This window comes from Mesorhizobium sp. M1D.F.Ca.ET.043.01.1.1 (assembly GCF_003952385.1).
GTDB lineage: Bacteria > Pseudomonadota > Alphaproteobacteria > Rhizobiales > Rhizobiaceae > Mesorhizobium.
This window is the reverse complement of record NZ_CP034444.1, coordinates 3,491,017-3,514,592: the sequence shown is the minus strand read 5'-3', so window position 1 is coordinate 3,514,592 and position 23,576 is coordinate 3,491,017. Positions and strand designations below refer to the sequence as shown.

At 66.1% G+C, this 23,576-nt stretch carries 21 protein-coding genes and 1 tRNA gene; 9 read left to right on the top strand and 13 right to left on the bottom strand.

Going from position 1 to position 23,576, the window contains the following annotated elements; genetic code table 11:
• Positions 1–38: 38 nt before the first annotated feature.
• On the top strand, positions 39–917 hold the full coding sequence (locus EJ067_RS17120) for a CoA ester lyase (RefSeq protein ID WP_126086799.1): 879 nt from the start codon (positions 39–41) through the stop codon (positions 915–917).
• A gap of 29 nt (positions 918–946) precedes the next feature.
• Entirely contained in the window at positions 947–1,153 is a 207-nt protein-coding gene (locus EJ067_RS17115; protein WP_126086798.1) for a DUF1737 domain-containing protein, read from the top strand.
• 253 nt (positions 1,154–1,406) lie between these two features.
• Here EJ067_RS17115 and EJ067_RS17110 read toward each other — a convergent pair whose 3' ends face one another.
• On the bottom strand, positions 1,407–1,844 hold the full coding sequence (locus EJ067_RS17110) for a metallopeptidase family protein (protein WP_126086797.1): 438 nt from the start codon (positions 1,842–1,844) through the stop codon (positions 1,407–1,409).
• Between the two features lie 182 nt (positions 1,845–2,026).
• On the opposite strand from EJ067_RS17110, the gene EJ067_RS35350 reads away from it, so the two are divergent.
• Genes EJ067_RS35350 through EJ067_RS17095 form a run of 3 tightly spaced genes read left to right on the top strand, consistent with a single transcriptional unit; the run spans position 2,027 to position 7,855 of the window.
• On the top strand, positions 2,027–3,118 hold the full coding sequence (locus tag EJ067_RS35350; protein ID WP_126086796.1) for a hypothetical protein: 1,092 nt from the start codon (positions 2,027–2,029) through the stop codon (positions 3,116–3,118).
• Positions 3,060–4,538 (top strand): DUF6504 family protein, encoded by a 1,479-nt coding sequence (locus tag EJ067_RS17100; protein ID WP_126086795.1) that lies wholly within the window; start codon positions 3,060–3,062, stop codon positions 4,536–4,538. Before EJ067_RS35350 ends, EJ067_RS17100 begins: the two co-directional genes overlap by 59 nt.
• Complete coding sequence (locus tag EJ067_RS17095; RefSeq protein WP_126086794.1) at positions 4,535–7,855, top strand: error-prone DNA polymerase; 3,321 nt, start codon at positions 4,535–4,537, stop codon at positions 7,853–7,855. Before EJ067_RS17100 ends, EJ067_RS17095 begins: the two co-directional genes overlap by 4 nt.
• Positions 7,856–8,020: 165 nt before the next feature.
• Here the strand turns inward: EJ067_RS17095 and EJ067_RS17090 are convergent, their stop codons facing one another.
• From EJ067_RS17090 to EJ067_RS17075, 4 genes are all read right to left on the bottom strand, one after another.
• The gene (locus tag EJ067_RS17090) at positions 8,021–8,266 is read right to left on the bottom strand and encodes a Trm112 family protein (RefSeq protein ID WP_126086793.1); all 246 of its coding nucleotides are present in this window, start codon (positions 8,264–8,266) and stop codon (positions 8,021–8,023) included.
• A 27-nt stretch (positions 8,267–8,293) separates the two neighbouring features.
• A complete protein-coding gene (locus EJ067_RS17085) occupies positions 8,294–8,965 on the bottom strand; it encodes an LON peptidase substrate-binding domain-containing protein (protein ID WP_126086792.1) in 672 nt (223 codons plus the stop codon).
• Between the two features lie 164 nt (positions 8,966–9,129).
• The gene (gene trxA, locus EJ067_RS17080) at positions 9,130–10,125 is read right to left on the bottom strand and encodes a thioredoxin (protein ID WP_126086791.1); all 996 of its coding nucleotides are present in this window, start codon (positions 10,123–10,125) and stop codon (positions 9,130–9,132) included.
• Positions 10,126–10,224: 99 nt separating this feature from the next.
• Positions 10,225–10,725 (bottom strand): prolyl-tRNA synthetase associated domain-containing protein, encoded by a 501-nt coding sequence (locus EJ067_RS17075; protein ID WP_126086790.1) that lies wholly within the window; start codon positions 10,723–10,725, stop codon positions 10,225–10,227.
• A 365-nt stretch (positions 10,726–11,090) separates the two neighbouring features.
• Between EJ067_RS17075 and EJ067_RS17070 the strand changes: the two genes are divergently transcribed.
• Positions 11,091–11,165, top strand: a tRNA-Gly gene (locus tag EJ067_RS17070).
• A gap of 86 nt (positions 11,166–11,251) precedes the next feature.
• Here the strand turns inward: EJ067_RS17070 and EJ067_RS17065 are convergent.
• Entirely contained in the window at positions 11,252–11,692 is a 441-nt protein-coding gene (locus tag EJ067_RS17065) for an Lrp/AsnC family transcriptional regulator (RefSeq protein ID WP_126086789.1), read from the bottom strand.
• Between the two features lie 148 nt (positions 11,693–11,840).
• On the opposite strand from EJ067_RS17065, the gene rocF reads away from it, so the two are divergent.
• Together rocF and EJ067_RS17055 are read left to right on the top strand one after the other, a co-directional pair.
• Positions 11,841–12,773 (top strand): arginase, encoded by a 933-nt coding sequence (rocF, locus tag EJ067_RS17060; protein WP_126086788.1) that lies wholly within the window; start codon positions 11,841–11,843, stop codon positions 12,771–12,773.
• A 2-nt stretch (positions 12,774–12,775) separates the two neighbouring features.
• Entirely contained in the window at positions 12,776–13,834 is a 1,059-nt protein-coding gene (locus EJ067_RS17055; protein ID WP_126086787.1) for an ornithine cyclodeaminase, read from the top strand.
• A gap of 54 nt (positions 13,835–13,888) precedes the next feature.
• Here the strand turns inward: EJ067_RS17055 and EJ067_RS17050 are convergent, their stop codons facing one another.
• Positions 13,889–14,911: a zinc-binding alcohol dehydrogenase family protein gene (locus tag EJ067_RS17050; protein WP_126086786.1), complete on the bottom strand. Its 1,023-nt coding sequence runs from the start codon at positions 14,909–14,911 to the stop codon at positions 13,889–13,891.
• 93 nt (positions 14,912–15,004) lie between these two features.
• On the opposite strand from EJ067_RS17050, the gene EJ067_RS17045 reads away from it, so the two are divergent.
• On the top strand, positions 15,005–15,409 hold the full coding sequence (locus tag EJ067_RS17045; protein ID WP_126086785.1) for a helix-turn-helix domain-containing protein: 405 nt from the start codon (positions 15,005–15,007) through the stop codon (positions 15,407–15,409).
• A 2-nt stretch (positions 15,410–15,411) separates the two neighbouring features.
• Here EJ067_RS17045 and EJ067_RS17040 read toward each other — a convergent pair whose 3' ends face one another.
• The 6 genes from EJ067_RS17040 to EJ067_RS17015 all read right to left on the bottom strand — a co-directional run bounded on the left by EJ067_RS17040 (position 15,412) and on the right by EJ067_RS17015 (position 23,404).
• Entirely contained in the window at positions 15,412–16,413 is a 1,002-nt protein-coding gene (locus EJ067_RS17040) for a substrate-binding domain-containing protein (RefSeq protein WP_126086784.1), read from the bottom strand.
• Positions 16,414–16,494: 81 nt separating this feature from the next.
• The gene (locus tag EJ067_RS17035) at positions 16,495–17,511 is read right to left on the bottom strand and encodes an ABC transporter permease (RefSeq protein WP_126086783.1); all 1,017 of its coding nucleotides are present in this window, start codon (positions 17,509–17,511) and stop codon (positions 16,495–16,497) included.
• Entirely contained in the window at positions 17,508–19,010 is a 1,503-nt protein-coding gene (locus EJ067_RS17030; protein ID WP_126086782.1) for a sugar ABC transporter ATP-binding protein, read from the bottom strand. Before EJ067_RS17030 ends, EJ067_RS17035 begins: the two co-directional genes overlap by 4 nt.
• Positions 19,011–19,144: 134 nt before the next feature.
• Positions 19,145–20,116, bottom strand: a complete 972-nt coding sequence (locus EJ067_RS17025) for a sugar ABC transporter substrate-binding protein (RefSeq protein ID WP_126086781.1) — start codon at positions 20,114–20,116, stop codon at positions 19,145–19,147.
• Positions 20,117–20,726: 610 nt separating this feature from the next.
• Positions 20,727–21,746: an LLM class flavin-dependent oxidoreductase gene (locus EJ067_RS17020; protein WP_126086780.1), complete on the bottom strand. Its 1,020-nt coding sequence runs from the start codon at positions 21,744–21,746 to the stop codon at positions 20,727–20,729.
• Positions 21,747–21,910: 164 nt separating this feature from the next.
• Positions 21,911–23,404 carry an aldehyde dehydrogenase family protein gene (locus EJ067_RS17015; RefSeq protein WP_126086779.1) on the bottom strand — a complete coding sequence of 498 codons (1,494 nt, stop codon included), beginning with the start codon at positions 23,402–23,404 and terminating at the stop codon, positions 21,911–21,913.
• Positions 23,405–23,576: the final 172 nt, after the last annotated feature.

Here is a 23,576-nt window from a genome sequence, read left to right as displayed (position 1 = left end):
GCCTTGCTTCACTCGCCATCACCCCGCATAGATCTCGTATGGCTCAAGACACCTACCGCCCGCGCCGCTCGGTGCTTTACATCCCCGCCTCGAACGAGAAGGCGCTGGCCAAGGTCGCCTCGCTGGCCTGCGACGCCGTCATCCTCGACCTGGAAGACGCCGTCCTGCCCGCCGACAAGGCGACCGCTCGCGACAGGGTTGCCGGCATCCTTGCCGGTCGCCAACGGCGCTGCGAGATGGTGGTGCGCGTCAATCCGCTCTCCAGCGAATGGGGCATCGACGACCTGCTGGCCGTCGCCAAGGCCGAGCCCGACGCCATTCTTCTGCCCAAGGGCGGCACGCCGCGCGACATCCTCGAGGCCGGCGACCTGCTCGACGACAATTTCGCGCCGGATACGGTGAAGCTGTGGGCGATGATCGAGACGCCGAAGGCGCTGCTCAACGTCGGCGCCATCGCCGAGCTCGGCCGCGACCAGGCGTCCCGCCTGGCCTGTTTCGTTGCCGGAACGAACGACCTGGTGAAGGCGACCGGCATTCTGGCGACGCCCGACCGGCGCTATCTGATGCCCTGGCTGATGCAGCTGGTGCTCGCGGCCCGCGCCGGCGGCCTCGACGTGATCGACGGCGTCGCCAACGACTTTAGCGACTTGGACGGCTTCGCCCGCGAATGCGCCGAGGCGGCCGCCATGGGTTTCGACGGCAAGTCGCTGATCCACCCTGCCCAGATCGAGCCGGCGAACCGCGCCTTTGCGCCGGCGCCGGAGGCGCTGGCCAGGGCGCGCGCGATCAGGGACGCGTTCGCGCTGCCTGAAAATGCCGGCAAGGGTGTCATCGCGCTGGACGGCCGCATGGTCGAGCGGCTGCATCTGGCCGAGGCCGAGAAACTTCTGGCGAAGGCCGCAATCATCGGCGCATGATGCGCGGATATTCATGACAGGGTTAAAAAATGAAACTTTACCGCTTTCTGTCTGGTCCGGACGACGCCACCTTCTGCCACAAGGTGACGGCGGCCCTGAACAAGGGCTGGCACCTGTTCGGCTCGCCGACCTATGCCTATGACAGGACGACCAAGTCGATGCGCTGCGGCCAGGCCGTGGTGAAGGACGTCGAGGGCCAGGAATATACCTCGGACAGCAAGCTCAGCGATTGGTAGGGAAAAGGCGAAGGCCCTCTCAGTTCGTCATCCTGGGGCGGAGCGACGCGAAGCGGAGCGCAGACCCCAGGATCCATGCCGTTACATCTGCCGAAAGGCGCGGCGGGTCAGGATATAATTGACGAATTTGCAGCGTCCGGCGGCGGGCGCTCTGTTCTGCACCGCAGTCCTGGCTTTGATCTCACGGCATGGATCCTGGGGTCTGCGCCGCGTCGCTTCGCTCCTTGCTCCGCCCCAGGATGACGAGGTGTGTTTATCCCGCCGCCGCTTGCTCGGCCGCCTCCTCGATCCGCTCCATGTCGTCGTCCGAGAGGCCGAAATGGTGGCCGATCTCGTGGATCAGGACATGGGTGACGATGTCGCCCAGCGTCTCCTCGTTCTCGGCCCAGTAGTCGAGGATGGCGCGGCGATAGAGCGTGATGCGGTTCGGCCCCTCGCCGGTCTGCGGGTTCCAGCGCTCGGCGATGCCGCGCCCCTCGAACAGGCCGAGCAGGTCGAACGGCGTCTCGAGCGACAGGTCGTCCATGATCTCGTCGGTCGGGAAGTCGGCGATCTGGATGATGATCTCGCCCGTGAGCTTGCGGAAGTCTTCCGGCAGATGGGCGTAGGCCTCCAGCGCCAGAAGCTCCATTTCGTCCATCGACGGCGAGAGCTGGTCGTGCCAGGTGCGGGTCTTGTAGATGCGGGCCATGAAATTTCCTTTGATCCCGGCATATAGGCTTTCGCGCCGACAGAGGCAAATGAGCCGCCTGGCAGGCCGCCTTAGGCTGAAGAGGGAAGGAATAAATTCCTTATGACTCCGCTTGACTCTTCCGAAGCCCTCTGGAATCTATAAGAACATAACAGGAACAACTGCTGCCGGAAGTGAACGTCATGGCGATGAGCGCCGTGGCGCGGGAAACTGTTTTTGCCCTGCGCCGCCAGATCGCGAAGATCGAGGGAACGCTGCCCGAGCGCCTGGAAGCGCCGGCAAGCGGCGCGCCCCGAACAATTCCGGGGCGAGCAATTCCAGGAAAAGTGCGAAGCGGTTTTCCGTCCGGAATTGCGGAAAAACAAATAGCTGGCGATGCCGCCGGATCGGGCATCGGGACCAACATTGTCCGGCGCGGCCTTGCCGTGGCCTCGCCGGATGCCTTCCTGCACACCGGCATCGAAGGTCTCGACGCGGCACTCGGCGGCGGCCTGCCCAAGGCGGCGCTCAGCGAAATCCATGGGCTGGAGACCCGCGATGCCGGCGCCGTCGCCGGCTTCGCGCTCTCCCTCGCCAGCCTGATCCTCAGAAAGAAGCACGGCCTGCCGGTCCTCTGGATCGGCACGGCGGAGATTTTCCGCGAGGCCGGCTTTCCTTATGCCAGGGGGCTCCACGCCCTCTTCGGCATCGAGCCCGAGCAATTGCTGTTCTCCGAAGCGCCGAAACTGCTCGACGCGCTGTGGATCGCCGAGGAGGCCGCCCGCATGACGGCCTTCGCCGCCGTCATCCTCGAGATCCGCGGCAGCCCGCGGCTCCTCGACCTGACCGCGACGCGGCGGCTGCACGCCCGCGCTCAAGGCGCCGGCCGTCCGGTGCTTTTGCTGCGCCAGGCCGGCGAGGCCGAGCCCACCGCCGCGCCCGTGCGCCTCATCGTCTCGGCCGCGCCGGCGGCAGCGCGCCGGACGGTCGCCGGCCCGCTCGCCGGCTCGATCGGCCGCCCCGCCTTCACCGTCGATATCGGCAAGAGCCGCACGGCCCTGCCCGGACAATTCACACTGGAGTGGAACCCCGATGAGCACGTTTTTGCCGAAAGAACAGAGAATTCTGTCGCTGTGGTTCCCGTACCTTTGCGCGGAGCGGATCCTGCGCCAGCGTCTGGGGCGGTCCTGGCGTTCCCGGCCCTCGCATCACCTGCCCTCGCCTCTCCCACCGCTGGTGATCAGCCATCGCGACAACAACACCCAGCGCATCGCGGCCCTCGACGAGCGGGCTGAGGCGCTCAAATTGAAGCGCGGCATGGGCATTGCCGATGCGCGCGCCATGCATCCGTCGATCGATGTGGTGGAGGCCGACACGGAGGCCGACCGCCGCCTGCTCGAAGGCCTCGCCGACTGGTGCGACCGCTACACGCCGCTGGTGGCGATCGGCGGCGAGGACGGGCTCTTCCTTGACGTCACCGGCTGCACGCATCTGTTCGGCGGCGAGCGCGCCATGCAGGACGAGATCCTCACCCGTTTCTTCGAGCAGGGCTTCGATGTCCGCGCCGGCCTTGCCTCGACGCCCGGAGCCGCCTGGGCGGCGGCGCGCTTCCACGGCGACCGCATCGTCGCCTTCGGCGAGGAGGAGGCGCTTCTGGCGCCGCTTCCCTTGTCCGCGCTGCGCATCGCGCCGGAGACCCGCGCCAGCCTGGAAAGCGTCGGCCTGCGCACGGCGGGCGCGGTGATGGCCGCGCCCCGCGCCCCGCTCGCCCGCCGCTTCGGCGCCACCTTGCTTCTGCGCCTCGATCAGGCGCTCGGCCGCCTCGACGAGGCCGTGTCGCCGCGCCTTCCCGTGGCGCCGCTCTCGGTCGAGCGCCATCTTGCCGAACCGGTCATGCTCACCGACGACATCGAGCGGCTGGTGAGCCGGCTTGCCACCGCTCTGAAGGCCGATCTCGAGCGCCGCGGCGAGGGCGCCAGGGCGCTCGCCCTTCTCCTCTTCCGCGTCGACGGCGCCGTCAGCCGCATCGCGGTCGGTACCTCGCGCCCGATGCGCGAGCCGCAGCTGATCCGAAAACTGTTCCATGAGCGGCTGACCGCGCTGGAGCAGAACATCGACGCCGGCTTCGGCTTCGACCTCGTGCGGCTGTCGGTGCTTTCGGTCGCCGCCTTCGACTTGGCTCAGGGCGACCTTGCCGGCGAGGCCGACGACGACGACGCCGACATCGCTTTATTCGCCGACCGCATCCGCGCCCGCCTCGGCGAGGCCGCCGTGCTGAAGCCGGTCGTCGTCGAAAGCCACCTGCCGGAACGCGCCGTCGCAATCGTTCCTTTCGCGGAAGCGCCGCAAAGGCGCATGCCGCCGAAACAATCCGACCGGGCCGCCCCGCCGATGACCATCTATCCGCCGGAGCGGCCGGTGCGGCTGTTCCGCTCGCCCGAGCCGATCGAGGTGCCGGCGACCGAGATCCCCGAGGGCCCGCCGATGAATTTCCGCTGGCGGCGCGCGCTTTACCGCGTCGCCCGCGCCGAAGGGCCGGAGCGCATCGCCGCCGAATGGTGGCGGCAGCTGCCCGGCGAGGAGGAAGCGCCGACGCGCGACTATTACCGCATCGAGGACAGCGAGGGCCGCCGCTACTGGCTCTACCGCCAGGGCCTCTACGGCGGCGCCGCGCAGGCCGCGCCGCGCTGGTTCATGCACGGTGTCTTCGCATGAACGCGCTGACCGTCATCCCCTATGCCGAGTTCGGCATAAGCTCGAATTTTTCCTTCCTGCGCGGCGCCTCCAAGCCGGAGGAACTGGTGGTGACGGCCAAATTCTACGGTTTTTCCTCGATCGGCCTTGCCGACCGGAACACGGTTGCCGGCGTCGTGCGCGCCTGGCAGCAGGCCAAGGTCGAGAAGCTCGCCTATCATCCGGGCTGCCGCCTGGTTTTCCGCGACGGCACGCCCGACATCCTCGCCTATCCCCGCGACCGCAAGGGCTGGGGGCATCTCTGCCGCTTGCTGACGCAGGCCAATCTGCGCGACGAGAACGAGAAGGGCGCGACGCTGCTCGAGCTCGGCGACCTGCTCGAATGGGGCGACCTGATGTCGCTGGCGGTGCTGCCCGGCCTGTCGGGAGGCGCGGAAGGCAATCTGGCGCTCATTAGCCGGCTTAAGGGTCGCTTCGGCGCGGCGCTCCGGCTCGCCGTGGCGCCGGATTACGGCGGCAACGACCGCTTCCGCATCGAGCAGGCGGCGGCGATGGCCGAACACGCCGGCATTCCGCTGATGGCGACCAACGACGTGCTCTATCATGCCGCCGACCGCCGGCCGCTGCAGGACGTGCTCACCGCGATCCGCCTCAACACGCCGGTTTCCGAGGTCGGACTGGAGCTGACGGCCAATGCCGAGCGCCATCTGAAGCCGCCGCTCGAAATGGCGCGCCTTTTCCGCCGCCATCCTGAGGCATTGGCCGAGACGCTGTGCTTCGCCGACGAATTGACCTTCTCGCTCAGCGATCTCGAATACAATTATCCGGACGAGCCGACCGAATCCGGCCTCGGCCCGCAGGCCGAGCTCGAACGCCTGGCGCGGGAAGGCGCCGTAAGACGCTATCCGGCCGGCGTTCCCGTCCATGTCACGCGGCGCATCGCGGAAGAGCTCGCGCTCATCGAGCGCCTGAATTACGCGCGCTATTTCCTGACCGTCCACGACATCGTCAAATTCGCTCGCAGCAAGGACATCCTTTGCCAGGGCCGCGGCTCGGCCGCCAATTCCGTCATCTGCTTCTGCATCGGCATCACCGAGGTCGGCCCCGACCGGATCGATGCGCTGTTCGAGCGCTTCATCTCCGAGGAGCGCAACGAGCCGCCCGATATCGACGTCGACTTCGAGCATGAGCGGCGCGACGAGGTCATCGCCTATATCTACGAGAAATACAGTGCCAAGCGCACCGCGCTCGCGGCCGCCGTCATCAGCTATCGCGGCCGCTCGGCGCTGCGCGAGGTGGCGAAGGCCATGGGCCTTTCGGAGGACGTCAGGAGCGCCCTGTCGAGCACCATCTGGGGCTGGTCGACCTCCGAGCTCGGCGAAAGGGAAGCCAATGCCGGCGGCCTCGACCGCACCGATCCGCTGTCGCGGCAGGTACTGGAGCGCGCCAACGAGATCATGGGCTTCCCCCGCCACCTCTCCCAGCATGTCGGCGGCTTCGTCATCACCCGCGACCGCCTCGACGAGGTCGTGCCCATCGTCAAGACGGCGATGGAGGAGCGCAAGATGGTCGAGTGGGACAAGGACGACCTCGACGCGGTGAAGATCCTTAAGGTGGATGTGCTGGCGCTCGGCATGCTGACCTGCCTGAAGCGCGCCCTGACCCTGCTCACGCAGCATTATCCGGAAGCGCGGGACGACTACGGCCGGCCCTATGGCTTGAATTCCCTGCCGCCGGAGCACCCTCGCGTCTACGACATGATCTGCCGGGCCGATACGCTGGGCGTCTTCCAGATCGAATCCCGCGCCCAGATGTCGATGCTGCCGCGGCTCAAGCCCCGCGAATTCTACGATCTCGTCATCGAGGTGGCGATCGTGCGGCCCGGCCCGATCCAGGGCGACATGGTGCACCCCTATCTGCGCAGACGGCAGGGCAAGGAGGACGTCAATTACCCCAGCCCGGACCTGGAGAAGATCCTTGGCAAGACGCTTGGCGTGCCGCTGTTCCAGGAACAGGCGATGAAGATCGCCATCGTCGCCGGCGGCTTCAGGCCGGGCGAGGCCGACGAATTGCGGCGCGCCATGGCGACCTTCAAACGCACCGGCACGATCGGCAATTACCGCCAGCGCATGATCGACGGCATGATGAACAATGGCTACGAGCAGGACTTCGCCGAGCGCTGCTTCAAGCAGATCGAAGGTTTTGGCGAATATGGCTTCCCCGAAAGCCATGCCGCGTCCTTCGCGCTGCTGGTCTATGCCTCCTGCTGGTTCAAGACCTTCTTTCCCGACGTTTTCTGCGCCGCGATCCTGAACGCGCAGCCGATGGGATTCTACCAGCCGGCCCAGCTCGTCCGCGACGCGCGCGACCATGGCGTCGAGGTGCGCGAGGTCGACATCAACCATTCCGTCTGGGATTGCACGCTGGAAAGGTCGGCCTTCGATCCGTCCCGCATCCTCGAACGTCATGCCTCGATGCGCGGCGTCATCGAGGCGGCTCATGCCGTGCGGCTCGGTTTCCGCCAGATCAAGGGACTGTCCGAGGAGCGCATGGAGGCCGCCGTCGCCCGTCGCGGCGACGGCTATCGATCGGTCAGGGATGTCTGGCTGCGCTCGGGCCTCGATGTCGGCGAGATCGAGAAACTGGCGCAGGCCGACGCCTTCCGCTCGCTCGGCCTCGACCGCCGCGCCGCGCTCTGGGAAGTGCGCGCGCTCGACGGCAGGAGCGCTGCCGAAAAACTGCCGCTGTTCGACCGGCCGTCGCTCGGCCTGCGCGAGCTGGAGCCCGAGACGAAGCTGCCGAAAATGCCGCTCGGCGAGCATGTCGTCCACGATTACCGCTCGCTCGGCCTGTCGCTGAAGGAGCATCCGGTCGCCTTCCTGCGCGAGCGGCTCACCCGCGCCGGCATCACGCCCAATGCCAGCCTGCCGTCGGTGCGTGACGGCCGCCGCGTCACCGTCGCCGGCCTGGTGCTGGTGCGCCAGCGTCCCGGCAAGGGCAATGCGATCTTCATCACCCTTGAGGATGAGAAGGCGATCGCCAATGTCATCATCTGGCCGCGCGTCTTCGACCGCTTCCGCTCTGTCGTGATGGGCGCGCGCTTCATCCGCGTCACCGGCAAGCTGCAGCAGGAATCGGATGTCATCCACATCGTCGCCGACAGGATCGAGGATTTGACCCCCTGGCTGGGCGTGCTTTTGCGGCCGCCCGTAATCGAGCATCAGCCGGATGCAAACCGGTCTGCCCCGGCGAACCGCAGTCTGCCAGTCCGCGAGGACATCGAGACGCTGTCGGGAAAGGCAGAAGAGGTCATGCCCAAGGGGAGGAATTTTCAGTAGCAGGAACCCAGAGCGGTGCAGCTTTTCAAAGAATAGCCGGCCCGCTCTAAGCGTTTGTTTTTGCGCAATTCCGGACGGAAAGCCGCTACGCACTTTTCCTGGAATTGCTCTAACCTGGATGTCGGCGGCGGACAGCGCCCCCCTCTACGTCGTTGCAGCTATCGCTCACGACGGCCCACTCAGCCGCGGTGGCGGCGGCAGCGCATCTTCGGCCGAGATCGTGCGCGCCTCCGAAGGCAGCATGATCGGGATGCCGTCGCGCACCGGATAGGCAAGCTTGGCCACGCGCGAGATCAGCTCGCCGCGCTCCGCGTCCCAGGTCAGCGGCCCCTTGGTCAGCGGGCAGGCGAGCAGTTCCAGCAGCTTCGGGTCGACCGTGGCCTTCCGCGCGTCACGTCCATCCGCCGCCATCGCTCTTTTTCCTTTGTCCAACTGCATCTATTGCAGGCTTGACCCAAAATCCTCATCCTCGCGCGCCAGCGTTATCTCGGTGATGGCGATCAGCGTCTCGGCGCGCGTCTTCAGGTCCGCCGCTTCGAGCAGCGCCTGCTTCTCGGCCGGCCCATAGGGCGCCATCATCGACAGCGCGTTGACCAGCATGGCGTTCTCGGCGCGGCTGACGCTTTCCCAGTCGGCCTCGAGGTCATTGGCCTGCAGATAGGCGCGGAACGCCTTGAGCAGCGCCGGCCGGTCGACCTCGGCCCCGGCCGGGTCCTCCTCGAGATCGGCGAGGAAGGGCGCGATCCGGCATTGCCTGAACGGCGTCTTGACCGTCAGCTCCTGCGTGACGCGGAAGCGGCAGACCCCTTGCAGCGAGATCAGGTAGCGCCCGTCGCCGGTCTCGGCGAGCGAGATGATGCGCCCGGCGCAGCCGACGCTGCAAAGCTCCGGCTCGCCATCGTCGCGCAACGCGCCGTCGAGGCTTGGCTGGATCATGCCGATCAGCCGGGGCCCGGCCATCGCCTGGTCGATCATCTGCAGATAGCGCGGTTCGAAAATATTGAGCGGCATGCGGCCACCCGGCAAGAGCAGCGCTCCGGCGAGCGGAAACACCGGGATCGTCGACGGCAGATCCCTCGCGAGCCGGTAGCGGGCGTTTCCGACCTGCACTTCAACCCTCCAAAAAGGCGTCGTCGCCGGCCAGCGTGTGAAACCGGCGATCTCCTCCGACGCAGCCCCGGCTTGTCCGACCCGTTCGCCGGCCGGGCAAGCCCACTATCTGGCGCAGTTGCCGCCTCGCGCAAGCCCGCCCGGCAATAGAGCCGGCAAAGCGCTCAGGAAAACAACAGCGACGACAGCTTGCGCCGTGCCGCCAGCGTCGCCTCGTCGGTCATCCCCCAGGCCTCGAAGAACTTCAAGAGCTGCGCCCGGGCGCCGTCGTCGTTCCAGGTCCGGTCGGCCTTGATGATGGCCAGCAGGTTGTCGGCGGCCTGCGTCTTCTGGCCGTGCGCATTCTGCACCATCGCCAGGTCGAACCGCGCCTGATGATCGTTCGGATCGGCGGCGAGCCGGCGCTCGAACTCTGCCGGATTGCCGAGCGCGGCCGCTTCCGCCGCCAGCGTCATCCTGGCGCGCAGGGCGCTAAGCGCCGGCGCGTCCTTCTTGTCCTCGGGCGCCTTCGCAAGCACCGCCTCGGCGCCCTGGCTGTCGCCGGCCTCGAACAGGATCTCGCCCAGCCCGGCGATCGCCTCGATGGTCTCGGGCGCCTGCTCGAGGATCGCGTCATAGATGTCGGCAGCGGTGTGGACGTCGCCCGCCTCGCGTGCCTCGGCGGCCGCGGCCAGCGCTTCGGTGATCTGCGGCGCGCCGCCGCCGCCCTTGCCGCCTACCTTCTGGATGAACTGCGTGATCTGGCTTTCGGGAATGGCGCCCATGAAGCCGTCGACCGGCTGGCCGTCCTTGAAGGCGATGACCGCGGGTATCGACTGGATGCCGAGCTGGCCGGCGATCGAGGGATGGTCGTCGATGTTCATCTTGACCAGCTTGATCTTGCCGCCGGCGGCCTTGACCGCCTTTTCGAGCTGCGGCGTCAGCTGCTTGCAGGGACCGCACCAGGGCGCCCAGAAGTCGACCAGCACCGGCTGGCGGCGCGATTCCTGGATGACGTCGGCCGCGAATGTGGCGGTCGTGGTGTCCTTGATCAGGTCGGCCGCCGCCGGCGCCTCGCCGAGCGATGCCTTGGCGCGGTCTGCCCCGCCATACTGGACGGATTGGGCGTACTGGCCGGCATTGCCGCCAAATGAGCCGCTGAACGGGTTGTTGTCACTCATGTCGTCGCCCTTTCGGTCGCGCCGCCGCCGGCATGAAGGCGCGGCGCGTCATTGTCGGAGTTCGGTTTCGCCATCCATGTGGCGATCAGGCCCCGACTTTCAAGATAGTGAGACTTTCAAGATAACAGCATCGTGGCCGGTTGCCTCGACGAATCTGACGAGATCGGCGGCGGCGATGGTCGTCGTCGCCTCATTGGTCAGCGGATGGCCGTTGATGACCTCGTGGCTCATCAATTCCTGGTCGAGAAACACCTTCACCCGCCCGGCCGTGTCGTTGATCAGGCCGAACACGGTGACGGCGCCCGGAATGACGCCAAGCAGCTCCATCAGCATTTCCGGCTTGCCGAACGAAACGCGGCCGGCGGCGCCGATCAGATGATGGATCTGCTTGAGATCGACCTCCGCCTCCTCGCCGACAGTGACGAGGAAGAAATTGTCCTTCTTGTCCTTGAGGAAGAGGTTCTTGGTGTGGCCGCCCGGGATCTCGCCGCGCAGCGCCTGCGAATCGGCGACCGTGAACAAGGGCGGATGGCGCACCGTCGAGACGGAGATGCCGAGATCGGCAAGAAAGGCGTAAAGCTCGGCTTCGGTCTTCGGCATCGGTCCTCGCATCGTCGGGAAGGATATGCCGTTTACGGCCAACCATCCCCTCGCGGCAAGATCGCCGGAGCAATTCGAGAAAAAGCGCGAAGCGGTTTCCGTCCGCAATTGCGTAAGACGCGCCCTGAATTGCGCAAGACGCCCCGGAGTTGCGCAAAGACGCCCCGGAGTTGCGCAAAGACGCCCGGAATTGCGCAAGACGCCCGGAATTGCGCAAGACGCTTTGAGTGGCCCAACGGACTCCGCCGGTTCGAAACGAACCGTCTGCGCATGAAGAGCTAGCTCCAAAAAGACCGTCATTTCCCTGTTGCAATCGGCGCGCTCTTCGGCCATATAGGCGCGGCTTGCGGCCCAAGGCCGCGCGAGCGGGTGTAGCTCAGGGGTAGAGCACAACCTTGCCAAGGTTGGGGTCGGGCGTTCGAATCGCCTCACCCGCTCCAGTTTCCTCACCGAGGATCAAGCAAACGAAAAGCCGCGGTTCGCCGCGGCTTTTTCGCGTCTGGGCTGGCGCTTCCCCAAAAAGAGCCTACCCCAGCCTTGCCCTGGTCGTCCGCGGCGTCGCCAAGAGCAGGCTCGTCTCGCTGCCAGTGATGCCGGGGATCAGCCTTATCCGCCGCAGCACGGCGTCGAAATCGGTCAGCGATGCGGTGCCGAGCTCGACCACCAGGTCCCAGCGGCCGTTGGTGGTGTGGATGGTGGACACCTCGGGAAAGCCGCCGAGCGCCCTGATCACGCGGTCGGCGGCATGGCCCTCGATCTCGATCAGCATGACGCCGCGTATCCTCTGGTCGACCGCGTCGGCGCGCAGCACCACCGTGTAGCCGATGATCTCGCCGGATTTCTCCAGCCGCTCCATGCGCGCCCTGACCGTCGCGCGCGAGACGCCGAGATCGAGCGCGAGATCGGAGACGCTGCGCCGCGCATCGTGCCTCAGTAGCGTCACCAGCCTTTCGTCGAGCGCATCCATGCTTTTCCATTTCGATCAGGACATCTGCGCAATATGATAGATCAAGCTTTTCGAAATGCCAATTTTCCCTATTCAAACCGCCAGGCCGCGATGGTTCACTCTCTCGATCAAATCGCAAGGTCTATTCGCAAAAGGGCTAAAAAGAATCATGCGCTGCAGGATCGTCGGCGCGCCGGTGCAGGACGGCGCGGGCAGGATGGGATGCGAGATGGGGCCGAGCGCGCTGCGCACCGCCGGGCTCGTCTCGGTGCTGTCGGAGCTCGGCCACGAGGTCGAGGACTGGGGCGCGGTCGAGAAGGCTCAGGCGCGCGCCGTCGCGCATGGCAATCTTGCGCTCAAGGCGCTGCCGGAGATTTCCGCCTGGACGACGGCGATCGCCGAGACCGCCTATGCGGCTTCGAGGGATGCCATGCCGATCTTCCTCGGCGGCGACCACTCGATCTCCGCCGGCACGGTGTCCGGCGTGGCGCGCCGCGCGGCCGAGCGCGGCCGGCCGCTCTTCGTGCTGTGGCTCGACGCGCATCCGGATTTCCACACGCTCGACACCACCACCAGCGGCAATCTGCACGGCGTGCCGCTCGCCTATGCCAGCGGACAGGTAGGTTTCCAGGGCTATTTTCCGGATCTGCCGGCCGCCGTCGACCCGGCCCGCATCTGCACGATCGGCCTGCGCAGCGTCGATCCGGCCGAGCGCCGCGCGCTGAAAGAGGCGGGCGTGACCGTGCATGACATGCGCGCCATCGACGAGCACGGCATCGCCCCGCTGCTGCGCGCTTTCCTGGCCAAAGTCGAAGCGGCAAACGGGCTCCTGCATGTCAGCCTCGACGTCGATTTCCTCGACCCGTCGATCGCGCCGGCGGTCGGCACCACCGTGCCCGGCGGCGCCACCTTCCGCGAGGCGCATCTGGTGATGGAGATGCTGTCCGACAGCGGCCTGGTCTCCAGCCTCGACCTTGTCGAGCTGAACCCGTTCCTCGACGAGCGCGGCCGCACCGCGACGCTGATGGTCGACCTCACCGCCAGCCTGATGGGCCGCCGCATCATGGACCGCCCGACCCGCAGCCATTCCGGAAGCCTCTGATCATGACCCAGCCTTCGCGCCTTGCCATCGTCCCCTTCGTCAGCGTCGACCGCATGATGAAGCTGGTGCTCGCCATCGGCGTCGAGCGCTTTCTCACCGAGCTCGCCGCCTATATCGAGGAGGATTTCCGCCGCTGGGAGCTGTTCGACAAGACGCCGCGCATCGCCTCGCACAGCCATGACGGCGTCATCGAGCTGATGCCGACCAGCGACGGCAAGATGTACGGCTTCAAATATGTCAACGGCCATCCGAAGAACATGCGCGAGGGCCGCCAGACGGTCACCGCCTTCGGCGTGCTCGCCGATGTCGGTTCCGGCTATCCGATGCTCTTGACTGAAATGACGATCCTGACGGCGCTGCGCACCGCCGCCACCTCCGCCGTCGCCGCCAAATACCTGGCGCCCAAGGGCAGCAGAGCCATGGCCATCATCGGCAACGGCGCCCAGTCCGAGTTCCAGGCCATCGCCTTCAAGGCGCTGCTCGGCATCGACCGGCTGCGGCTCTACGACATCGACCGTTCGGCCTCGGAAAAATGCGCCCGCAACCTCGCCGGCAAGGGTTTCGACATCGCCATCTGCCAGACCGGACAGGACGCGGTGGAAGGCGTCGACATCATCACCACCGTGACCGCCGACAAGCAGTACGCCACGATCCTCACCGACAATATGGTCGGCTCCGGCGTGCACATCAACGCGGTCGGCGGCGACTGCCCCGGCAAGACCGAGCTGCATCGCGACATCCTGTTGCGCTCCGACATCTTCGTCGAGTTTCCGCCGCAGACGCGCATCGAGGGCGAGATCCAGCAGCTCGACGCCGACCATCCGGTGACCGAGCTGTGGCAGGTGATGACCGGCCAAGCCGAGGGCCGCAAGACGCCGGAGCAGATCACGCTGTTCGATTCCGTCGGCTTCGCCACCGAGGATTTTTCCGCGCTGCGCTATGTCCGCGACCAGCTCCAGACCACCGGCCTCTATGAGGAGCTCGACCTCCTCGCCGACCCCGACGAGCCGCGCGACCTGTTCGGCATGCTGCTGAGAGCGCAGATGCAGCCGGCCGCGTGAGGCCGGCATCGGTCGCCGATCAAGCGACCCCCGCGGAAGCCTGGTCCTGCTCCCTCATTTTGCCGCGAAGCCTTCGAGCACGATCTTGCCGCGGGCCGTGCCGCTTTCCAGCAGCGCATGCGCAATCTTGAGGTTGGCCGCGTTGATCGGCGACAGGCGCCGGGTGAGCGTCGTCCTCAGGCGGCCCGCATCGACCAGTCGCGACACCTCCTTGAGGAGCCTGCCTTGCTCTGCCATGTCCGGCGTGCCGAAGATCGAGCGGGTGAACATGAGTTCGTGGTGGATCGACACCGATTTGCGCTTGAACAGCATGATGTCGAACGCGCCGGGATCGTCGATCAGACCGAAGCGGCCTTGCGGCGCGATCAGCTCGGCGATTTCCTTGACGTGCTGTCCGGTCTGCGTGGTGGAAAAGACGAATGCCGGCGCGCCGATGCCAAGTGCGGCGACCTCCGCCGCCAGCGGCTTCGAATGGTCGATCACATGGTGCGCGCCAAGCTTGCGCACCCATTCGTGCGTCTCCGGCCGGGATGCGGTGGCGATGACCGTCAAGTCGGTCAATTGCCGCGCGATCTGGACGGCGATCGAACCGACACCGCCGGCGCCGCCGACGATCAGGACGGCAGGGGCTGCCCCCGGAACAATCTTCTTCACGTCGAGCCGGTCAAAGAGCGATTCCCAGGCGGTGATCGCCGTCAAAGGCAAGGCCGCCGCTTCGGCCCAGTCCAGCGTCTGCGGCTTCGGCCCGACGATCCGTTCGTCGACGAGGTGAAGCTGGGCATTGCTGCCCGGCCGGGTGATCGAACCGGCATAGAAGACGGGATCGCCCGGCTGGAACAGCGTCACATCCTTGCCGACTGCCCGGACGACGCCTGACGCGTCCCAGCCGAGGACCTTCCAGTCGCCACCCTGCGGCGGCGTGCTGCGGCGGATCTTGTAGTCCACGGGATTGACCGAGACGGCCTTCACCTCGACCAGAATGTCATGCCCGTCGGGCGACGGTTCAGGCAGGTCGATGTCGACGAGCGAGGCGTCGTCGGTGATCGGCGAGGGTTTTTGATAGGCAATTGCGCGCATTGATGGATCTCCTTGTCTGGGTCCTAGCTAGCGCATATGATCAAAACGCGTAATATGCACAAATATTGCATCTAGTATCGAAAGGATACTGATTTGGCCAAACCCCGGCATTCCCGGTTCGACTGCAATCCCGGCTGCGCCGTGGAAGCCGCGATCAGCCTCATCGACGGCAAGTGGAAGTCCGTCATCCTGCATCACTTGCTTGCGGGCACCGCGCGCTTCAATGAAATTCGCCGGCTTGTTCCCGGTCTGACGCCGCGAATGCTGACCAACCAGCTACGCGATCTGGAGATCGACGGACTGGTGACCCGCACCGTCTACGCGCAGGTGCCGCCGAAGGTTGAATACAGCGTATCCGAGCTGGGACGCAGCCTTGAGCCGATCATCCAGGCGCTGCGGATCTGGGGAACCGACCACATGGATCTGTTCCAGCGCCACAAGCCATCTGAACCGGACCGGAAGTCCATGCCCGGTCCTCAGCCCGTTGGCTTCTCCTGACTTTATCCGCGCAAGGGCGCGCAGCTTTCCCTCTCGACCAGGACTGGCGTCAGCACCTCGCGGCGCGAGGGCGCTTCCGGCTCGACGACGCGCTCGAGCAGCAGGCTCACCGCCCGCGTGCCGATCTTCTCGACCGGCTGGGCGATCGTCGTCAGCGGCGGCCAGGTGGTGACGGCGTAGGGAATGTCGTCGAAGCCGATCAGCGACATGTCGTCTGGCACCCGCAAACCGCGCGAGCGCAGCGCGGTGATGGCGCCCATGGCCATCAGGTCGTTGCAGGCGAACACCGCTGTGATCTCCGGCGCCTGTTCCAGCAGCCGCTCCATCGCCAGCCGCCCGCCGGCGAAATGATAGTCGGAATCGACCACCGACGAGGGGGGCAGTGCGAGGCCTGCTTCCTCGAGCGCGCGGGTAAAGCCGCGCAGGCGGGCAGGGCTGGAGCTCGAATCGCGCGGGCCGCCGATGACGCCGATCCTTTTGTGGCCGAGCCCGACCAGATGGCACCCGGCGAGATAGCCGCCGTGATCATGGTCGACCAGCACGGAATCGACATTGACCGAATGGATCTCGCGGTCGAGCAGCACCGCCGGCACCGCGGCGGAGAGGCTCGCAAACACCCGCGCATGGTCGGACGAGCCGGCGAAGATCAGCCCGTCGATCTGCTTGGCCATCAGCACCGACAGATAGCGCTCCTCCTTCTCGGCGCTGCCGTCGGAATTGCACAGGATCACCGTATAGCCGGCGACGAAGCCCGCATCCTCGATCTGGCGCGCCACGCTGGCGAAGAACGGATTGGAATTGTCGGGGAGCAGCAGGCCGATGGTCTTGGTCTCGCCGCGCCTGAGGCTGCGCGCCAGCGAATTCGGGCTGTAGCGCAAGGCGGTGATCGCCGCGCGCACGCGCTCGGCCGTCTCCGGCTCGACATGGCGCGTGCGGTTCATCACATGCGAGACCGTTGCGACGGACACCCCCGCGTAGCGTGCGACATCGGCAATCGTTGTCATGGTCCCTTGGTCCCGGTGACTCCCTGGATTTCCTACGCAACTCCGGACGGAAAACCGCTATGCACTTTTCCTTGAACCGCTCTAGCGGATCCTCCGCAACAGCCTCTCCCGATAAGCGTCTAGAATGACGGCGAGCACGATGACAAGGCCGATCACGATCGGTTTGAAATTGTCGCCGACGCCGAGGAGCTGCAGCCCGGTGCTCAAGACCTGCAGGATGCAGGCGCCGACCAGCGTGCCGACGATCGAGCCCTTGCCGCCGCTGAGGCTGGTGCCGCCGATGATGACGGCGGCGATCGCGTTGAGCTCGTAGCCGACGCCGGCGATCGGACTGCCGATATTGAGGCGCAAAAGATAGACCATCGCCGCGATGCCGGCCGTCAGGCCGCTGATGGTGAAGGCCGCGACCTTGTAGAAATCCGGATTGTGGCCGGAGAGCCGCACCGCCTCGTCATTGGTGCCGACGGCGAAGATCATGCGGCCGAAGACGGTGAAGCGCAGCACGAACCAGCCGGCCGCGATCACCAGCACCGCGACCAGGAAGATCGACGGCAGGAAGCCGCCGATGATGAGATTGCCGAAATCGACGAAGCTCTGCGGCAGGCCGGTGATGGTCGAATTGTCGCTGACGACGCGGGCCGCGCCCGCCGCCATGTTGAGCATGCCGAGCGTGACGATGAAGGACGGGATCTTCCAGCGCGTCGAGATCCAGCCGTTGAGGAAGCCGCAGACCGCGCCCGTCGCCATGCAGGCGAGCAGCGCCAGCGTGATCGCCACCGCCGGCGACAGGCTCTCATTGATCATGACGGTGGCGCCGACCACGGTGCAGAGCGCCAGCACCGAACCGACCGACAGGTCGATGCCGCCGGTGAGGATGACGAAGGTCATGCCGGCAGCCAGCACCGTGTTGATGGCGATCTGCACGAAGATCTTGAGCGCGTTGCCGGGCGTGGCGAAATAGGGCGCGCTGACTGAGAAGAACAGCGTGATCAGCACCAGGGCGAGCAGCACGCCGGCGTCGCGCACGAGAAAGCGCAGGAACTTCGCCCGCCCGGGGGAAACCGGCGCCGACACGAGGGATTGGGACGTCTCGCTCATGGCCGCACGTACTCCTGGTAGGCAAGCGACAGGATGCGCTCCTGGTCGAATTCGGGTCGCGGCACCTCGCCGACGATCCTGTTCTTGGAAAAGACGATGATGCGGTGGCACATGCCCATCAGCTCAGGCAGGTCGGACGACACCATGATGATGCCCTTTTGCGCCGCCGCCAGCATCCACAGAAGCTGGTAGATCTCGCGCCGCGCGCCGATGTCGACGCCGCGCGTCGGCTCGTCGAGGATCAGCGTCGAGGTGCCGCGGAACAGCCACTTGGCCAAAACCACCTTCTGCTGGTTGCCGCCGGAAAGGTTGCGCACCGCCTGCTCGATCGAGCTTGCCTTGACGCGGAGCTGGCCGACGAGATCATTTGCTGCCGCGCTCTCGGCCCGGCGGTTGAGCAGCCCGTGGCGCGAGACTTTGCCGAGATCGGTGATGGTGATGTTCCTGTCCACCGCCAGGTCGAGCAGCAGGCCCTGGCCCTTGCGGTCCTCGGTGAGCAGGCTGAGCCCAGCCCGGACCGCGTCCTTGGGCGCCGTAATCGCCACCGGCCGGCCGTCGATCTCGACGACGCCGTCGAGCTTGGGATCGGCGCCGAACAGGGCCCGCATTGCTTCGGTGCGGCCGCTGCCGACCAGGCCGGCGACGCCCAGGATCTCGCCGTGGCGGACGTCGAAGGAAATCGCGGGCGTCGCGGCATCGCGCTTCAGATTGGTCACGCTGAGCGCGACCTTGCCCGGCACGACCCTGGCATCGAAGCCGAATTCGTCGGCGATGTCGCGGCCGATCATCATGCGCACGATATCCGGCACCGACAGGCCGTGAAGGTCGCGGGTCGCGACCAGCCGGCCGTTGCGCAGGACGGTCACCCGGTCGCCGATCTCGAACACCTCGTGCAGGCGGTGCGAGATGTAGATGATGGTGACGCCCTTGGCCTTCAGCCGCTTGATGATGGAAAACAGCCGCTCGATCTCCGGCGGCGTCAGCGTCGCCGTCGGCTCGTCCAGCACCAGGAGCTTGCTGTCGTAGCTCAGCGCCTTGGCGATCTCGACCAGCTGCATCTGCGCGACGCCGAGCGCCTCGACCCGCGTCCTCGGATCGATGTCGACGCCGACCTCCTTGAGCAGCGCGACGGCCCGGCGGTTCAGCGCCCTGCGGTCGACGACGCCGAAGGCGCGGCGCGGCAGGTTTTCCAGCATCAGGTTCTCGGCGATGCTGAGATAGGGCAGGAGGTTCAGCTCCTGGTGCACGATGCGGATGCCGCTCTGATGCGCGTCATGCGGCGTCCTGGGCCGGTAGGGCTTGCCGTTGAACGCGATCGCACCGCTGTCCGGCTGGTAGATGCCGGCGAGCAGCTTGATCAGCGTCGACTTGCCGGCGCCGTTCTCGCCCAGCACGATATGGGTTTCGCCGCGCGCGATCGACAGCGAGACGTCGCTCAGCGCGACGACGCCGGGAAAGATCTTTCCGACCCCTTCAAGGGAAAGAATCACATCATCCATGCAGCAATCCTGAATGGCGCTCTTCTACCGCAACGGCGGTACGAGCGCGTCATCGCCGCCGACGCTCTGCCGGCGGCGATGATGAGACAAGCGAATGGAAGGCGCCAGAGGGAGTGCCGGCGCCCTTGCTAGCCTCATGCCGTGATCAGCTTGACGTCCGTCTTGACCCAGCCGGAAAATTTCTCGCCGGCAAGCTCGCGCAGGCCGTAGTCGATGCCCATCGCCGCCATCTGCGCGCCATACTGCTCGACGGTGGCGAGCATCTTGCCTTCCTTCAGCAGCGGGCCGACGGCCGGGATGTTGTCGAAGCCGACGACCTTGATCTGGCCCGACTTGCCGGCCGCGTCGATCGCCTTGACGACGCCGAGCGCCATCGAATCGTTGGCCGCCATGACGCCCTGGATGTCCGGGTGCTGGGTGAGGAAGTTGGTCATCAGGGTGTTGGCTTCCTCGGTCTCCCAATGCGCCGTCTTGGAGTCGAGCAGCTTCAGCTTGTACTCCTTCACCGAATCGTCAAAGCCGAGCTTGCGCTGCTTGGCGTTGTCGGCCTCCGGATTGCCCTCGAGGATGACGACCTTGCCGCCCTTGCCCAGCGCCTTGCCGAGCGCGTCGCCGGCAAGCTTGGCGCCGGCACGGTTGTCCGGACCGAAGAAGGCGAGATCGACGCCGGCCTTCTTCTTGGCTTTCTCGTCGAGCGCGACGTCGATGTTGATGACCTTGATGCCGGCCTTCAGCGCCTTGGCGATCGGGGTGACCATGGCCTTCGAATCGGCGGGCGCGACGACGATGATGTTGTAGTTCTGGGTGATGAAGTTCTCGATCGCGTCGACCTGGGCGGCGAAGTCGCGCTCGTCCTTCATGCCGACGGCGGCGAAATCGAACTTGTCCTTGTTCTTGGCCGCGTACGCCTCCGCGCCGGCCTGCATCTGCTTGAAGAACTCGTTGGCGAGCGACTTCATGACCAGGCCGACCTTCGGCTTGTCGGCGGCGAGCGCCGGTCCGAGCGGCAGCGCGAGCGCGCCCGCGGCGAGCGCGCTGGTCTTGAGGAACTGGCGACGCGAGAACGAGCCCAGCTCGAGCCCATGCGTATTTGAAATCTTGCTCATGCTTTCCTCCACTTTTAATGAGCCGTAATCGGTTACGTAACCGATTACGCACCAAAATAGGGTTCAGACTTGCCAGGTGTCAATCATCTCTGAAAATCAGGCGTCAAAAACCGGCGACACGGTTCAGTAATCGCGATCGTCTTCGAGCCAGTACGGTGCAAGGCACCCGGCCTGCGACGCGAAGCCAAGCCGTCGCCTGGCGTCGAACGCCATCTCCGAAACTGGACGGGATGGGTCGTTCGCGATCGCGTCGGGCACGATTGTGTACCCTTCCGCGATCAGTGTCAGCCTCAATTCCTCGAAATGACGCTCGAAACCCCTTTCAATTTGGCTTCGCGAGTACAACCGCCCATGCGAACATTCCATCGCAAGAAGGTCGGAATACCTCTGAGCGCTGGCCGTTCTCACCGCTTCTTCGGATATCGATTTGTGGGACGGGCTGTCCTGCGACCAAGATGGGCCACCCGCCAGCCAGCAAGCCAGCGTCGCAGCCAGGAGGCCTGCGAGACGCCTCTCCACGGTTGGTCCTTCCAACCCAAACAAGACATATTAGCCATACTTGATATAGTCGACAATGCTCGGCCGCAGGCGCAGATTGCGGCCGACAGCATCACCGCCAGCCGAGCGCCGGCGCGACGTGCTTCAGGATCGCCTCGATGACATGGGCGTTGTAGTCGACGCCGAGCTGGTTGGGCACGGTCAAGAGCAGCGTGTCGGCCTCGGCGATCGCCTGGTCTTCCCTGAGTTGTTCTATGAGCACGTCCGGCTCGGCGGCGTAGGTGCGGCCGAACACGGCGCGCTTCTCCGGCTCGATATAGCCGAAATGATCCTCGCCCTCGCTGCCGCCGAAATAGGCGCGGTCCATGTCGTTGACCAAAGCAAAGATGCTGCGGCTGACCGAGACGCGCGGCTCTCGTTCGTGGCCGGCTTCCTTCCAGGCGGCGCGGTAGGCCCTTATCTGCTTGGCCTGCTGGATGTGCAGCGGCTGGCCGCTCTCGTCGAATTTCAGCGTCGAGCTCTGCAAATTCATGCCGAGCCTGGCCGCCCATTCGGCGGTGGCGTTGGTCGCCGCGCCCCACCAGATCCGTTCGCGCAAGCCCTCCGAGAACGGCTCCAACCTCAGCAGGCCGGGCGGATTGGGAAACATCGGCCGCGGATTGGGCTGGGCGAAACCCTGGCCGCGCAGCACTTCGAGGAAGACTTCGGCGTGGCGGCGCGCCATGTCGGCGTCGGTCTTGCCCTCTTCCGGCACGTAGCCGAAATAGCGCCAGCCATCGATCACCTGCTCCGGCGAGCCGCGGCTGATTCCCAACTGCAAACGCCCGCCCGCGATGAGGTCAGCGGCGCCCGCATCCTCGGCCATGTAGAGCGGGTTCTCGTAGCGCATGTCGATGACGGCGGTGCCGAGCTCGATACGGCTGGTCTTGGCGCCGGCCGCGGCAAGCAGCGGAAAGGGCGAGCCGAGCTGGCGGGCGAAATGGTGGACGCGGAAATAGGCGCCGTCGGCGCCGAGTTCCTCGGCCGCGACCGCGAGGTCGATCGACTGCAGCAGCGCGTCGGCGCCCGAGCGCGTGCCCGATTGCGGCGACGGCGACCAATGCCCGAAGGACAGAAACCCGATCTTTTTCATGCGCTCCATTCCGCTTCAGGGCGGGCCTGCTCGGCCGCCCGAACTCTCGTGTTGCTCCAACGCAATACCAGGAAAAGCGTAGAACGGCTCCCGCTTCGGGATTGCGCATGGCAGATAGTCGAAGCCGAGCGGCGGTTCAACGCAACGCAGCCGGATACAGACCGTCAATCGATCCGGATCCATACGCCTTTGGTGTTGAGATATTCCTCGAGATGATCGGCGCCGCCCTCGCGGCCGTAGCCGCTCATCTTGTAGCCGCCGAACGGCACGGCCGGGTCGATCGCGTGATAGGTGTTGACCCAGACCGAGCCGGCGCGCAGCCGGTTGGCGAGCTGATGCGCCTTGCCGACGTCCTTGGTGAACACGCCGGCGCCGAGGCCGTACGGCGTGTCGTTGCCGCGCCGCACCGCTTCGTCCAGCGTGTCGAAGGGCAGCGCCGAGATGATCGGCCCGAAGATTTCCTCGCGCGCGATGCGCATGCCGTCGGTGACGCCGGAAAAGATGCCGGGCGTCATGAAATTGCCGGCGGCCAAAGCGCCTTCGGTGATGCGCTGACCGCCCGTCACCAGCCGCGCGCCCTCGCGCGCGCCGTCCGCAATGAAGCCGCTGACGCGCTCGAGCTGTTTTGGCGAGATCAGCGGCCCGATCTCGGTCGCGGGATCGGCGCCGTCGCCGATCCGCAGCCTGGCGGCAAAACCAGCCACGCGCTCGACGAACTCCTCATAGATCGGCCGCTCGACGAAGAGCCGCGAGCCGGCGATGCAGACTTGGCCCGAATTGGCGAAGACCGACATCGCCGCCACCGGCACGGCGCGCTCGATGTCGGCATCGGCCAGGACGATCACCGGCGACTTGCCGCCGAGCTCCAGCGACACGCGCTTCATGTTGGCGGCCGAGGCGCGCAGGATCGCCTGGCCGGTGGCGGTAGAGCCGGTGAAGACCAGCTTGTCGACATCCATGTGCGCGGCCAGCGGCGCGCCGGCCTCCGCGCCGGTTCCGGTCACGACATTGACGACGCCGGGCGGCACGCCGGCTTCCTGCATCAGGTCGGCGATCAGAAGCGGCGTCAGCGGCGCTTCTTCCGAGGGCTTCAGGACGATGGTGCAGCCGGTGGCCAGGGCCGGGCCGATCTTCCAGATCGAGGCGGCGGTGGGCGCATTCCAGGGGATGATCGCGCCGACCACGCCGACCGGCTCCTTGCGCGTGAAGGAGACGATCTCGCCCGGCAGCGAGTTGCCGATGGTCTGGCCATGGATCGACGTCGCCATGCCGGCGTAGAAGCGCAGCATGCCGAGCACGCGGTTCTTGTTGGCCAAGGTGCGGGTGACCGGCATGCCCATGTCGGTGGTGTCGGAAAGCGCAAGCTCCTCCCAATGCCGCTCCATCAGATCGGCGATCTTGAGCAGCAGCTGCTGACGCTCATAGGGCTTGAAGCGGCTCCACGGCCCCTCGAAGGCGCGCCGCGCCGCCGCGACCGCCAGGTCGATATCCCGGGAATCCGACAGCGGCACGGTGCCGATCACGGCGCCGGTGGCGGGGTTGCGCGTCTCGAGGGTCCGGCCGCTCACCGAATCGCCCCATTCACCATCGATCAGCATCTGCCGGTGCCGGCCGTCGATCGGCGTGTGCAAGGAAAGGTCCCTCACCGATAACGTCATCTGAAGCCGCTTCCTCCGATGAGCATGGAGTTATGGCACCGGCCTGCGCATGGGCGCAAGTTCGCCCCCGCGGTCGAATGTCCGGTCGCCGGCGCCTGATTTGTCCATCCGCCATACTTTGTGCTTCATCGCCTGCTGAACAAGGCCGAAGCGGCCCGCCATCCGGCAAGGG